Raw genomic sequence first — 13,889 nt, 5'->3', positions numbered from 1 at the left:
AAATTTTCGCCCTGACCTCTTGGCCAAAACCATTCAGGACGAAAAGTCAATTCTTGTTTCGTCACTCTTATTCCGCATAATCCGATTCGATGACAACGAACTCAAAATTTTTCGACAGCATCCGCATCCGTCCCAAGAAGGAAGCGGAAAAGAAGTCCAGTGGTCCCTGCTGCCAATGGGATGGTTGTGACAAGCCTGGTACGCATCGTGCCCCGGTTGGGCGTGAGCGCGAGGGTGAGTATCTGCGTTTCTGCGTGGATCATGTCCGCGAATATAATAAGAATTTCAATTATTTCTCCGGTCTGACAGACAGCGATATTTCGAAATTCCAGAAGGACGCTATCACTGGCAATCGTCCAACCTGGTCTACGGCTTCCAACGCGACAGCCAAAACCCGTACGTCGCCGGATATGGCGACACGGCGTTCGGGTTCTGCTGCCTATCAGAACCGTATGCGTGATCCGTTTGGCTTCGTGAAGGATGCTAAAAACAACACCGGTACCGCCAAGGCTGTGCAGCGCAAACCGCGCACTTTGGAAGTAAAGGCACTTGGAACACTCGGTCTTGATGCAAATTCAACTAGCGATATGATTAAGTCTCGCTATAAAGAACTTGTGAAGCAACACCATCCCGATGCAAATGGTGGTGACCGCGGGTCTGAAGAAAGATTTCGCGAGGTCATTCAGGCTTATCAATTGCTCAAGACGGCAGGTTTTTGCTAAAGCCTGTTTGGGCTTTATGAGCCGAGTATCAGGGCATTCTTTGCCCTGACGGACATTCATCTACTGCGCTTTCGTGCAGATGCGATTACGGATGCCCGCAACTGAACTCAAGGGGCGCCATCCGGCTCGCTGGAAATCGGCCTCCTGATTGAATTTGAATGTCGCGGCAGGACAGTTCCTGTCGCTCTGGAGGCATGATGAACAAGGTTGAGCGGGATATAGCCAATTTGCCGGATACGACGGTTTCGGTACGCGAAGTGTTCGGGATCGATTCCGACATGCGTGTGCCAGCCTATGCGGCAGGCGATTCCTATGTGCCGGAAATAGACCCGGATTATATTTTTGACCGCACCACGACGCTCGCGATCCTCGCAGGATTTGCCTATAATCGTCGCGTGATGGTTTCCGGTTATCACGGTACGGGTAAATCGACCCATATCGAACAGGTCGCAGCCCGCCTCAACTGGCCTTGTGTCCGTATCAATCTCGACAGCCATGTCAGCCGTATCGATCTTGTCGGTAAGGATGCAATCGTCGTCAAAGACGGCGTACAGGTTACCGAATTCAAAGACGGTATTCTGCCTTGGGCCTATCAGCACAATGTTGCGCTGGTTTTCGACGAATATGATGCGGGTCGCCCGGACGTCATGTTCGTGATCCAGCGCGTTCTGGAGACCTCTGGCCGTCTGACGCTTCTCGATCAGAGCCGCGTGATCCGGCCGCATCCAGCGTTCCGCATGTTTGCAACAGCAAATACCGTTGGTCTCGGCGACACGACCGGCCTCTATCATGGCACGCAGCAGATCAATCAGGCACAGATGGACCGCTGGTCGATCGTGACGACGCTGAATTATTTGCCGCACGACAATGAAGTGAACATCATTCTCGCTAAATCCAAGCATTACCAGAATGCTGAAGGCCGCGAGATCGTCAACAAGATGGTTCGTGTTGCCGACATGACCCGTCAGGCTTTCATCAATGGTGATCTTTCCACCGTGATGAGCCCGCGTACCGTCATTACCTGGTCTGAAAATGCCGCGATCTTCAATGATGTCGGCTTTGCATTCCGCCTGACCTTCCTCAACAAGTGCGATGAACTTGAGCGCCAGACGGTGGCTGAGTTCTATCAGCGCGCTTTCGGTGAGGAACTTCCAGAATCGGCTGCCAATATCGTTTTGGCATAAGACTGGATGATGCCTGCCGCTCGTTGAGAGCGGCAGCGCTTTTAACGCATGTCGTTATCGGAAAACCGGTTCCCACTTTTCCGCGACATGCTTTATATAAAGTCAGGAAAAGCAGATGTCGGGCCAGAAGTCAGGAATTGGCGATAATTCGCGCGAGCGCAAAAATGGACCAGTGGATTCGGAGCCGTTCAAGCGGGCGATGACCGTGACCATGCGCGCCATTTCCGGTGAGAACGAGCTGGAAGTGGCTTTCAGCAATGATCGCCCTGCGCTGACTGGCAACCGTGCCCGCCTGCCTGATCTTCCAAAGCGCCCGACTGCTCATGATGTTGCCGTCACACGCGGCCTTGGCGATTCCATGGCGCTGCGTCAGGCGCGCCATAATGCCCGCATTCATGCGAGCCTTGCGCCGGAAGGCAAACAGGCGCGCGCGATCTATGACGCGGTTGAGCAGGCGCGTGTCGAATCGATTGGCGCACGCGCCATGGCAGGTGTTGCCGAAAACCTTTCGGTGATGCTGGCTGATAAATATGCCCGCGCCAATTTTTCCGCAGTGACTGACAAAGAAGATGCACCGCTTGAAGAAGCTGTGTCGCTTTTGTTGCGCGAAAAGCTGACCGGACGCAAAGCGCCCGCTGAAGCTGGTCCTGTGCTAGATCTCTGGCGCGAATGGATTGAGCAGAAGGCCGGTCCTGAACTCGCACGTCTTGGCGAAAATCTCGAAGACCAGCAGGCCTTTGCGCGCACCGTGCGCGACATGCTGGCCTCGATGGATATGGCTGAGGAGCTTTCGCAGGAAGAGCAGAGCGACGAGCAGGACGAGGATAACGAGCAGACGCCGGAGCAGGACGAAAACGAAGAGGGCGGCGAGGAAAATCAGGAAGGTTCTGATTCTGCGGAAAGCGACGAATCGGACAATTCCAGCGAAGAAGGCGAGCAGGGCGAAATGGAAGCCACTGACGCCTCTTCCGATGATCTGGACGATAGCGAGGATGTTGACGCGGAAACGCCGGGCGACACACGCCGTCAAAACCAGCCTTTTGCCAATTTTGCCGAACATGTTGATTATAATGTCTTCACCCATGAGTTTGATGAAGAGGTTGAGGCCACCGATCTTTGTGACGAGGCCGAACTTGCGCGTCTGCGCGGCTTTCTCGACAAGCAACTGGCCAATTTGCAAGGTGTTGTTGGCAGGCTTGCCAACCGTTTGCAGCGTCGCCTGATGGCGCAGCAAAACCGCTCATGGGACTTTGATCTGGAAGAGGGTTATCTCGATAGTGCGCGTCTGGTGCGTATCGTGATCGACCCGACGCAGCCGCTATCCTACAAGATGGAGCGGGATACGGATTTCCGCGATACGGTTGTCACGCTGGTGATCGATAATTCCGGCTCGATGCGTGGCCGCCCGATTACGGTTGCAGCGACCTGTGCCGATATTCTGGCCCGTACGCTCGAGCGTTGCGGCGTGAAGGTCGAAATTTTGGGCTTTACAACCAAGGCTTGGAAGGGTGGGCAGTCACGCGACGCATGGCTTGGTCGTGGTAAGCCGTCCAATCCGGGCCGCCTGAATGATCTGCGTCATATCATTTACAAACGCGCAGATGCGCCGTGGCGGCGTGCACGCAACAATCTTGGCCTGATGATGCGTGAAGGGCTGCTCAAGGAAAACATCGATGGTGAGGCGCTGATCTGGGCGCATCAGCGTCTATTGGCACGTCCTGAACAGCGCAAGATCATGATGATGATTTCTGACGGTGCGCCGGTGGATGATTCCACACTTTCGGTCAATCCGGGCAATTATCTGGAACGCCATTTGCGTGCTGTCATCGAAGAGATTGAAACCCGCTCGCCTGTTGAGCTGATTGCCATTGGTATTGGCCATGATGTGACACGCTATTATCAGCGTGCTGTGACGATTGTGGATGCTGAAGAGCTCGCCGGTGCAATGACCGAACAGCTCGCGTCCCTGTTTGAAGAACAGGGTGCAGGCGGGGCAGGGCGCGGACGCAGGCGTTCAGGCAGATAAGACTGCGTAAATGAAAGGGGCCTGAAGGCCCCTTTCATTTACGATCCGGCGCATAAAGCGCTGGGGCGAACACCGCCAGAATGGCACCGTAAGGCACAAGCATCAGTGTTCCCATAACGACCTTCACAAAGAAGTCACCGATAGCTAGCGAAGCCCAGAGAGGCATGCCAAGGCCAAGGAAAGCGGCAGGATCGGTCAGCGATGAATCGGGCAGACCGGTTATGGCATCGATCCATGCAAATTGCGCGGCAAAGGCGATAGAGAAGAACAGCAACGTATCGACAATCGAGCCGAACATCGCAGCCGCAAAAGGTGCTTTCCACCATGTCTTCTGACGTAGACGGTTGAAGACCGTAATGTCCATCAATTGCGCGATCAGAAATGCCGAACCGGACGCAATGGCGATACGCGGTGTTGCCAGCCAGATTGACATGAAAACGCCAAGGAGAAAACCCGCATAAACGACTTTGCGCGCGGCCGCAGGACCGAAGCGACGGTTCGTCAGATCATTGACGAGGAAGGCAAATGGATAGGTGAAGGCGCCATAGGTCAGCATTTCGCCGAGGCCAAAATGCTCAAATGGATATTGCACAAGGATATTGGAAGCGGCGACAGCCGCGCACATGCACAATATAGCCGGCAAAAGCCGGGACAACGCAGGGCTAGCAGAAAACATTTTTTTATCCTGGGTGATGTCACCAGTAAAAAAGGCTGACGCGAGTCAGCCTTTTTTTCAAAACTTAAAAAGCTGATTGCTTATGCAGCAACTTCAGCCTGCTTCTTCGCGATCTGACGCTTCAGCAGGCGAGCGCGCTGCGAAAGTTCTTTGTCGTCAGACTTTGCGAGGAAAGCGTCGAGGCCACCGCGATGCTCAACCGAACGCAGAGCAGAAGCGGAAACGCGAAGACGGTAGCTCTGGCCGAGAACTTCGGACATAAGCGTAACATTGCAGAGGTTCGGCAGGAAGCGGCGACGCGTACGGTTGTTCGCGTGGCTGACATTGTTGCCGTACTGGACCGAGGTGCCGGTCAATTCACAAGCGCGGGACATTTTGGTCTCACCTTCAAATTTTTGTTTCTCAGGCCCCGACTCGAATGTCCGAATTCAACGCAATCATAGCAGTATTTCTGCTGCTGGCGCGCGATCTCGGACAGGCGGCCTATTGGGAAAGTCGCGTTTCTATAGTGAGAGTAGCGATTACAGTCAAGATAGATTCCGTCAGCATGACCTAAAGGCGCGCAATTCCGGCAGTTTTCGGCTCGGATCATGCCAGCCGATCATAACTTTGCCAGCTTTTTCTGTTCGACACAGCATGTCAATTAGAAATCTGGCGCAGATTTTGAGCTCTTGATAGTCGAAAGCTTAAAAGCAAGACACAGCATCTGTCGAGAAAGAGAATCGGTTACAGGTGTAGTTCATGGATCAAGTGGCCGGCATCATTCTCGCGAGCAGATTGATGTGACGCTGATTAAGAGGAAAGGAAAGTCTGGCATGATCATGCAATCGTATTTCCAGCAACCGGTTAACAAGCGGGTCGTCAGGAGAAGACTTGCATTTTTAACCGGACTGACGATTGCGACCGTGTCAATGATGAGTTCCGCGAAAGCGGATGATCTCTACCGGACCGAATACGATATTTCCATGTTTGCGCTTTCTATTGCTCGCTCTGCAATTGAGACGGTTGTTAAAGGTGCAAATTATGGCGTGAATGGCCGTTTCAAAACCTCCGGCATTGCCCGCATTTTTGATGATACCGATGGTACTGTCTATGTGGGCGGCAGTTCGACGCGGAGCAAGGTAACGCCATCTGCCTTTGATCTCGCTTATAAGCATGGGCGAAAAAACAAGAGTACGACTATTCGCTTTTCTGGCGGGAATGTGACGTCTTCTGAGAATGTGCCGCCAGTCAAAAAGCGCGCCCCCTGGGTGGAAATAACACCGCAGGACCTCATCAATGTCAGCGATCCGCTGAGTGCACTTATGATTCCCACCAAAGACCCGAAAGCTGTCTGCAATCGAACGCTTAGAGTTTTTGACGGGCAGACCCGCGCTGATATTCAGCTGAGCTTCAATGGCACGGAATCCTTCACCACCAAAGGTTTTACGGGCGAGTCTGTTATCTGCTCGGCGAAGTTTGTGCCGCTTGCTGGTTATCAGAAGGGTAAAAAGGCTATCGATTATCTCGCCAATCGCAGCAAGATAACAATTTCTTTTGCTTCCTTGGGCGATTCCGGTATTTATGCGCCGGTCGTGGCACGCATCGGTACACAGTTGGGGACTCTGAAAATCCAGGCGACACGATTTGAAAAAATTATGTAAGGGATACAAAAAGACGCTTTAAGGCGCGCCTGTAATCCCGCAATTGGGGGATTAATCATGAAACTGGCAACGCTGATCGGTTTTTCAGCTATAGCGATGTGGGCACTTCTGGCGCTTTTTACCGCTGGTTCAGGTCAGGTTCCGCCGTTTCAGCTTTCAGCCATGACTTTTTCGGTTGGTGCAGCTCTTGGTCTCGTCTCCTGGCTGTGGCGGCCGAGTGCCGTTAGACATCTTCGTCAGCCGCCTATCGTGTGGCTTGTTGGGGTTATTGGTCTTTTCGGTTACCATTTTTTCTATTTTACAGCACTCCGAAATGCTCCAGCGGTGGATGCCAGCCTGATTGCTTATCTCTGGCCACTCCTAATCGTGGTCGGATCTGCCGTTATGCCGGGTGAACGGCTGCATTGGTATCATATCGTTGGTGCGCTTCTTGGGCTTGGCGGGACTGCGCTGATTGTGAGCAAAGGTGATGGCATCGGTTTTGATGTCCGCTATGGTTTTGGTTATGCCATGGCCGCATTGTGTGCCTTGACGTGGTCAAGCTATTCGCTGCTCTCCCGGCGCTTTTCCAAGGTGCCAACAGATGCTGTTACAGGCTTTTGTGTGGCAACAGCTGTCTTGTCTTTGATATGTCATCTTGCGCTAGAGCAGACTGTATGGCCGGAAACGACAGCGCAGTGGCTTAGCGTCATTGCGCTCGGTCTGTTGCCTGTAGGTGCGGCTTTCTATGCGTGGGATTTCGGAGTGAAGCGCGGCAATATTCAGGTGCTGGGCGCGGTGAGTTATGCCGCGCCGCTTCTCTCGACGCTTGTGCTCATTTCAGCCGGTATGGCGCAACCTTCCATGCGCATCCTGGCAGCCTGTCTTTTAATCACGTCAGGTGCGGCGCTCGCTGCAAAAGATATGATTTTTATCCGGCGAAAAGAAGCTGTGTCAGGGCAATCAGGTTAAACTGTATTCCAACAGGAAAGTGGTTCCGATTCTTCGCTTAAATCTGGTTAGTGTGGTGGATTTAAAGTTCGTATCATTCGCGCTGCATTCACTTCGAGGAACTTTAAATCCGTAAATCACACTAGATTCAATATTTTGCTGGTATGGCTTTGGACCCGAAATTCGCTCAGTTGGTGCTTTGCAGTGAAGCGAATTTCTGGTCCGCCATACTAGTGACTGGGATGCAGGCATTCGTCATGATTGCCGAGAATTTCGATCACCCGGCACTGATCAATGCGACCATGGGCCGTGCAGTCAAGCATCCGTAACAGCTCGGTTTTCAAAGATATCAGTTTCGCGATGCGATGCTCGACATCGATCAGGCGCGCGCGTGCAATAGAATCAGCTGCCGCACATGACTGGTCGGGATTGTCCTGAAGGTCTAAAAGTGTACGGATCGCATCCACTTCAAAGCCCAGATCACGCGCATGGCGGATGAATAACAGCCGCTGAATATCGGCGTTGTCATAGAGGCGGCGATTGCCTTCCGTGCGCGGTGGCACGGGTAAAAGCCCGATTTGCTCGTAATAACGAATAGTTGGCACTTTCACACCGCTGGCTTTCGATGCTTCGCCAATCGGAACATTGGTCATCATTTTTTCGCTTGCTCCTCTAGTCACTAGAGGATGTAGACCTTGTTTCGGACATTTCAAGTGCGATCTCGCTAGGGGCAGGCTATGAACGAAATTCTGACACAAAACCGGTTTCGCGTGGAAGGTATGGATTGCGCTTCTTGCGCAATGAAAATCGATACAGCGTTGCGCCGGGTTTCGGGCGTGGAGGATGTTTCCGTATCGGTGACAACAGGCATGATGACGGTGCGCCATCATGGCAGCTGCGACCTGGAAAGCGTTGCCAAAAAGGTGCGCAGCCTTGGTTACGGTATCGAACCATTGGTTGACGAAAAAGCGTCTGCCAAGCATCACGATCATGATCATGATCATGATCACGATCACGATCATGATCATGCAGGCTGCAGCGGCCATGATCATGATAAGCACGACCACGATCATCATGACCACGCTCATGAGGAACCCGAAGCAACGCAAATTGTAGCCGGTGCGGACAGTTTCCGTTTCCGTGTTGAAGGGATGGATTGTGCATCCTGTGCGACCAAGATCGATACGGCTGTGCGTCGTGTTGGAGGTGTTCAGGATGTTTCGGTTTCCGTGACCAATGGCACGATGATCGTCAATCATGATGGCTCATCGCTGGCTGATGATATTGCGGCGAAAGTCTCTCAGCTTGGTTATAAGGCCAGTGTACAATCGACCACCGATGCAACTTTGAAGCCACCGGCACGTGTAAAACAAAAGCGCTGGTGGCAGAGCGCTAAGGGCCAGATGATGCTCGCCTGTGGCGGTGGTCTGGTGGTTGCCTATATTGTTGGCCATCTTTATCCGCCGATTGAACTATGGGCCTTTACGGCCGCTATGCTGATCGGTCTGATACCGATTGCAAAACGTGCTTATTCAGCGGCGATCAACGGCACGCCGTTTTCGATTGAAATGCTGATGACGATTGCGGCGATCGGCGCGGTCATTATTGGGGCAACGGAAGAAGCCGCAGCGGTCGTGTTCCTGTTTCTGGTTGGCGAATTGCTGGAAGGTGTGGCGGCTGGCAAGGCGCGTGACAGTATTCAATCCCTCACTGCCCTTGTGCCGAAGACCGCATTTCTCGAAAGCAATGGCGAAACGAAAGAAGTGCCAGCGGAAGAGCTGAATGTCGGTGATGTGATTGCTGTGCGTCCGGGCGACCGTATGCCTGCTGATGGCCAGATTATTGCTGGTGAAAGCGCTATTGATGAAGCGCCGGTGACGGGCGAAAGCACGCCGGTTGGCAAAGCCGTGGGCGACAGTGTTTTTGCTGGCACTATTAATGGCGATGGTTTGCTGCGGGTGAAAGTGACAGCCGCAGCGCAGGATAACACGATTGCGCGTGTTGTGCGGCTTGTTGAAGAAGCACAGGAAGCCAAGGCGCCCACAGAGCGTTTCATCAATCGTTTCTCGACCTATTATACGCCGGGTGTGGTTGTTGTTGCGGCCCTGGTTGCTATTCTCCCGCCGCTTGTCGCAGGCGCTGAATGGGGCGAATGGGTCTATAAAGGTCTGGCTATTTTGCTGATCGGCTGCCCCTGTGCGCTGGTTATTTCGACGCCTGCAGCCATTGCGGCTTCGCTTTCCTCCGGTGCGCGTCGCGGACTTTTGCTCAAGGGTGGCGCGGTTTTAGAGACCATCGGCAAAATCACGACCGCCTGTTTTGATAAGACCGGTACGTTGACCGAAGGTAAGCCGCAGGTGACGGATGTTCTCGCTGGCGCCCTTTCAGCGGACGAAGTGCTACGTTTGTCTGCCTCGCTTGATGCAGGTTCCAGCCATCCGCTTGCTCTTGCCATTGTGAGCGCATCCGATGCGCGCGGTTTGAAACTCTCACCCGTTTCGACCGGCAAGGCACATGGCGGTAAGGGTGTGTCGGGTGTGGCTGACGGAATTGAGCTGTTTTTGGGTTCGCGTAAGGCTGCCAATGAAATCTCGGCTATTTCGGAAGAGCTGGCAGCACAGATTGCAGCCTGTAACGATGAAGGCAAGACAGTTTCAGTTCTTGTTGCTGATGGAAAAATCGCGGGTGCTATCGCCATGCGTGATGAGCCGCGTGCCGATGCGATTGCCGGTCTAAAAACGCTGAAAGCTGCCGGTATTCGCACCGTTATGCTGACCGGTGATAATCGCCGCACGGCGGAAGCGATTGGCAAGGATCTTGATATTGAGGTGCGTGCCGAACTCATGCCGGAAGACAAGCAGCGTATTGTTGGCGAGTTTCACAATGAAGGTCAGATCGTTGCCAAGGTCGGTGACGGCATCAATGACGCGCCAGCGCTTGCCGCAGCCGATGTTGGCATCGCTATGGGTGGCGGTACCGACGTGGCGCTGGAAACGGCGGACGCAGCCGTGTTGCATGGTCGTGTGGGTGATGTGGCCGCGATGATTGATCTCTCCAAGCGGACCATGCGCAATATTCATCAGAACATTGCAATCGCGCTTGGGCTGAAAGCTGTTTTTCTCGTGACGACAGTGCTTGGGATTACCGGCCTCTGGCCGGCGATTCTGGCCGATACGGGCGCAACCGTTCTGGTGACGATCAATGCATTGCGCTTGCTGAGACAGCCTTCTTAGAACGCGCATCTTTAACCGAAAACCGTTTCACACTTTTCGGGATGCGCTCTAAACACAAAACCGGCGAAATTTCCTTCGCCGGTTTTTTTAAAACTTATTCGCCAATCAGATCGCGGATGCGATCACCATATTGCTTGGCAAAGGTGACATGTTCCGGGTTGATCTGTTTCACTTCATCGACAAGCTGGTCTTCTTCCTCGGCGTCTGCCGCTGCAAGTCCGCTCATCATGGCGAAATAGGCCAGCAGATAATCGCGGGGTGCAATATTTTCCGCCTTCATCACTTCGACCACCTGCGGGCGTGACTCAATGCTTTTGACCATTGAGTCCATTGAAGGTCGCGCATCCAGACCTTCCTCTGCTGTGGGTGAAAGCTGCATTGCCTCAAGCTGGTTATGGATTTTTTCCATACGCGTCAGAAGATCTTCACTCAGCTTGAAATTGTTGATTTCCTCTGGTGTTTTCAGCGGTGTTGCGATTGCAATGATGTCTTCCGCAAAAGCTGATTGAAGGGTTTGCGGCAGCATCACAAGCGAGAGGCCCAGCAGGGCTGCGGTCTTGAAGCGTTTCATTGGGAAAATCTTTGTCATGATCGAATCCTAGAATAAATCCTTGCGCTTACGGATTTCCGCAAAAACAGCTTCATCAGTTGCGTTCTGCATCCCAAGGCGGGTGCGAATGCGGGCATCGTGCCAGCGCAGAAACGGATTGGTGGCCATTTCAAGCGCTATGCTTGTGGGTAGCGTCATCTTATCAGCCGCGCGCAGCCGCGCAATCTCGGCGGCTCGTTCTTTCAGGGCTGAATTGTCTGGATCGATTGTGAGGGCAAAACGCGCATTGCTCTGGGTATATTCGTGGCCGCAATAGACTGCCGTGTCGCCCGGAAGGGCCACAAGCTTTTGCAGTGACTGGAACATCGTGCCGGGTGTGCCTTCCAACAGACGTCCACAGCCCAGCGCAAACAGCGTGTCGCCGGTAAACACGACTTTTGCTTCCGGCAAATAGAAGGAAACCTCGCCATTCGTATGGCCGGGCGTGGAGATCACTTTGACTTTGAAAAGCCCGAAGGTGAACGCGTCGCCATCCTGCACGGTACGGTCAAGCGTCGGAATTTTATCGGCCTCAGCCTTTGGGCCAATGATGCTGACGCCGAATTTGGCTTTGAGTGCCGCATTGCCTTCGACATGGTCGAGGTGATGATGCGTTGTGAAAATGAAATCCAGTGTCCAGCCACGGCGCTTGAGAGCGCTTTCAACGGCTGCGGCATCGGGTGCATCGATTGCCGCCGTCAGATCGCTTTCAGGATCATGAATGAGAACGCCATAATTATCGCTTCGGCAAATGAATTGTTCAATGTCCAGCCTTTTGTCGATTTGGGCCATGGCGTCCTCCCTGATTAACCTTAGTCTTTACGGGCTTCTGGCAAAGTGTGCTTCTGAATAAGCGGCATTTGTAAAAGTGTGAAGACAATGGTGATCGGCATGATGCCCCAGACCTTGAAGGAAACCCAGGCATCGGTCGATAAATTGCGCCACACGACTTCATTCACCACTGCGAGGAAAATAAAGAACAGGCCCCAACGGAAAGTGAGCTTCCGCCAGCCGTCTGCATCGAGCTTGAAGGCTGAATCAAACACATAGCCGAGCAGGGATTTGCCGAACAGCAGTCCCCCAAGCAGGATTGCGCCAAACAGCGTATTGACGATGGTGGGCTTCATCTTGATGAAAGTGTCGTTGTGCAGCCAAAGCGTCAGCGCACCAAACACCAGAACCACGATGCCGGAGATAAGCGGCATCATCGGCAGAGTGCGTGTCATCGACCATGAAACAGCAAGTGCTATAACGGTCGCAACCATGAACAGGGCGGTTGCCAGAAAGATCGGTTCGCCAATCTGTGCAAGCACCGGAAAACGCTCGATCAGATTTTCACCACGCGCATTGGCGAAGAAAAAAACGAGAAGTGGTCCGAGTTCCAGCGCAAGCTTGAGAAGTGGCGGCACTTCCTTGCGTTCAGCTTCTGTCTTTTGCGAGGGATCGCGTTCAAAAACGGGATGCTCCATCAGGCAACTCCTGCGATGGCGCGGGCAAAATCCTTGGCCGCAAATGGTTCAAGATCATCGACACCTTCGCCGACGCCGATGAAATAGATCGGAAGTTTATGTTTGGCCGAGATTGCGACGAGAATGCCGCCGCGTGCCGTGCCGTCCAGTTTGGTCATGACGAGGCCGTTGACGCCAGCGATATTCTTGAAAATTTCAACCTGATTGAGCGCATTCTGTCCGGTGGTGGCATCCAGTGTCTGAAGAACCGTGTGCGGCGCCTCCGGGTCGTGCTTGCCAAGAACGCGGACGATCTTGGCGAGTTCGTCCATCAGTTCGGCCTTGTTCTGCAAACGGCCTGCGGTGTCGATGATCAAAACATCGCTGCCCGCATCTTTCGCCTGTTTCCATGCGTCATAGGCAAGGCCAGCGGCGTCCGCGCCAAGCTTGCTTGAAACAACAGGCGAGCCGGTGCGCTCGCCCCAGATATGGAGCTGTTCAATCGCGGCAGCACGGAAAGTATCACCTGCCGCAAGCATGACTTTGAGGCCGCCAGCGGTGAGTTTTGCGGCAAGCTTGCCAATGGTCGTTGTCTTGCCAGTGCCATTGACGCCGACAACCAGAATGACATGCGGTTTATGCGAGAGATCAAGCTCCAAAGGCTTTGCGACTGGCCCAAGCACCTTTTCGATTTCCGTGCCCATGATGTTGCGCACTTCTTCGCCAGTCACGTCCTTGCCATAGCGGCCAGACGAGAGCGCATCGGTCACACGCATGGCGGTTTCCAGCCCGAGATCGGCCTGAATGAGCACGTCTTCGAGATCCTGCAAGGTGTCTTCATCAAGCTTGCGCTTGGTGAAAATGCTGCCAATGGAATCACTCAATGAATTCGATGAACGCAGCAGACCGCGACGCAGCCGCTCAAACCACGAAAGCTTTGGTTCAGGCGCAGCCTCAACCGGTGCTTCGTCCCGATGTTCTTCAACGGCCTTGGCGACCTTGACCTTTTTGGGCTTTACCGGTTCTGGCTGAGGTGACGGCTCGACCGTTTCCTCAACCAAAGTCTCTGAAGATTCTGTGACTTCGGGTTCAGCAGCAGGTTCCTGCTCTGGTTCGACAACTGCTTCCGGCGCTGGCATTTCCACCACGATCGGTTCCATAACGGGTGGCTGCTCAATCGGAATTTCGATTTCGGCAACCGGATGTTCTGGCTCAGCCTCGACTTCTTCAACCGGGTCAGGCTCTGGATTAATCACAGCCACTTCCCGTTCGGTTATGACCGCTTCGGTAGCAGGAATTTCAGCTTTTTCAGGTACTTCAACAGCTTCAGGAAGCGCTGCTTCCACAGCATCAGGGGCCGGTTGTTCGACCGGCTTTTCTTCAACCTCCTTCTTGCCGAAGGAGAACATTTTCTTGATGAAACCCATTGCCATGAATT

At 53.4% G+C, this 13,889-nt stretch carries 14 protein-coding genes; 7 read left to right on the top strand and 7 right to left on the bottom strand.

Going from position 1 to position 13,889, the window contains the following annotated elements; translation table 11 throughout:
• Positions 1–89: 89 nt before the first annotated feature.
• The 3 genes from U2P60_RS09045 to cobT all read left to right on the top strand — a co-directional run bounded on the left by U2P60_RS09045 (position 90) and on the right by cobT (position 3,932).
• Positions 90–722: a J domain-containing protein gene (locus U2P60_RS09045; protein ID WP_313827457.1), complete on the top strand. Its 633-nt coding sequence runs from the start codon at positions 90–92 to the stop codon at positions 720–722.
• Between the two features lie 197 nt (positions 723–919).
• Positions 920–1,906, top strand: a complete 987-nt coding sequence (gene cobS / locus U2P60_RS09040; protein ID WP_313828570.1) for a cobaltochelatase subunit CobS — start codon at positions 920–922, stop codon at positions 1,904–1,906.
• 115 nt (positions 1,907–2,021) lie between these two features.
• On the top strand, positions 2,022–3,932 hold the full coding sequence (gene cobT / locus U2P60_RS09035) for a cobaltochelatase subunit CobT (RefSeq protein ID WP_413572289.1): 1,911 nt from the start codon (positions 2,022–2,024) through the stop codon (positions 3,930–3,932).
• A 34-nt stretch (positions 3,933–3,966) separates the two neighbouring features.
• Here cobT and U2P60_RS09030 read toward each other — a convergent pair whose 3' ends face one another.
• Both U2P60_RS09030 and rpmB read right to left on the bottom strand, forming a co-directional pair.
• Positions 3,967–4,608: a queuosine precursor transporter gene (locus U2P60_RS09030; RefSeq protein WP_413572288.1), complete on the bottom strand. Its 642-nt coding sequence runs from the start codon at positions 4,606–4,608 to the stop codon at positions 3,967–3,969.
• 80 nt (positions 4,609–4,688) lie between these two features.
• Complete coding sequence (gene rpmB, locus U2P60_RS09025; RefSeq protein ID WP_094578447.1) at positions 4,689–4,982, bottom strand: 50S ribosomal protein L28; 294 nt, start codon at positions 4,980–4,982, stop codon at positions 4,689–4,691.
• A gap of 44 nt (positions 4,983–5,026) precedes the next feature.
• Here rpmB and U2P60_RS09020 point away from each other — a divergent pair, with 44 nt between their 5' ends.
• The 3 genes from U2P60_RS09020 (at position 5,027) to U2P60_RS09010 (ending at position 7,202) form a co-directional block, all read left to right on the top strand.
• Positions 5,027–5,164, top strand: coding sequence for a hypothetical protein (locus tag U2P60_RS09020; protein ID WP_413572287.1), 138 nt, complete (start codon positions 5,027–5,029; stop codon positions 5,162–5,164).
• Positions 5,165–5,423: 259 nt separating this feature from the next.
• Positions 5,424–6,251 carry a DUF3108 domain-containing protein gene (locus U2P60_RS09015; RefSeq protein ID WP_313828569.1) on the top strand — a complete coding sequence of 276 codons (828 nt, stop codon included), beginning with the start codon at positions 5,424–5,426 and terminating at the stop codon, positions 6,249–6,251.
• 57 nt (positions 6,252–6,308) lie between these two features.
• Positions 6,309–7,202, top strand: coding sequence for a DMT family transporter (locus tag U2P60_RS09010; RefSeq protein WP_413572286.1), 894 nt, complete (start codon positions 6,309–6,311; stop codon positions 7,200–7,202).
• Positions 7,203–7,411: 209 nt separating this feature from the next.
• Here U2P60_RS09010 and U2P60_RS09005 read toward each other — a convergent pair whose 3' ends face one another.
• Positions 7,412–7,834: a MerR family transcriptional regulator gene (locus U2P60_RS09005; protein WP_413573737.1), complete on the bottom strand. Its 423-nt coding sequence runs from the start codon at positions 7,832–7,834 to the stop codon at positions 7,412–7,414.
• A 96-nt stretch (positions 7,835–7,930) separates the two neighbouring features.
• On the opposite strand from U2P60_RS09005, the gene U2P60_RS09000 reads away from it, so the two are divergent.
• On the top strand, positions 7,931–10,414 hold the full coding sequence (locus U2P60_RS09000; protein ID WP_413573736.1) for a heavy metal translocating P-type ATPase: 2,484 nt from the start codon (positions 7,931–7,933) through the stop codon (positions 10,412–10,414).
• Positions 10,415–10,508: 94 nt separating this feature from the next.
• Here the strand turns inward: U2P60_RS09000 and U2P60_RS08995 are convergent, their stop codons facing one another.
• Genes U2P60_RS08995 through ftsY form a run of 4 tightly spaced genes read right to left on the bottom strand, consistent with a single transcriptional unit; the run spans position 10,509 to position 13,884 of the window.
• Positions 10,509–11,003, bottom strand: a complete 495-nt coding sequence (locus tag U2P60_RS08995; protein WP_413572285.1) for a hypothetical protein — start codon at positions 11,001–11,003, stop codon at positions 10,509–10,511.
• Between the two features lie 9 nt (positions 11,004–11,012).
• Entirely contained in the window at positions 11,013–11,795 is a 783-nt protein-coding gene (gene gloB, locus U2P60_RS08990) for a hydroxyacylglutathione hydrolase (protein ID WP_413572283.1), read from the bottom strand.
• Positions 11,796–11,815: 20 nt separating this feature from the next.
• Positions 11,816–12,472: a septation protein A gene (locus U2P60_RS08985; protein ID WP_413572282.1), complete on the bottom strand. Its 657-nt coding sequence runs from the start codon at positions 12,470–12,472 to the stop codon at positions 11,816–11,818.
• Entirely contained in the window at positions 12,472–13,884 is a 1,413-nt protein-coding gene (gene ftsY, locus U2P60_RS08980; RefSeq protein ID WP_413572280.1) for a signal recognition particle-docking protein FtsY, read from the bottom strand. The genes U2P60_RS08985 and ftsY overlap by 1 nt, the downstream gene beginning before the upstream one ends.
• Between the last annotated feature and the right edge of the window lie 5 nt (positions 13,885–13,889).

The sequence above is a fragment of the Brucella sp. H1_1004 genome, assembly GCF_047308065.1.
Taxonomy (GTDB): Bacteria; Pseudomonadota; Alphaproteobacteria; order Rhizobiales; family Rhizobiaceae; genus Brucella; species Brucella pseudogrignonensis_B.
This window is presented reverse-complemented; position numbering and strand designations above follow the sequence as displayed.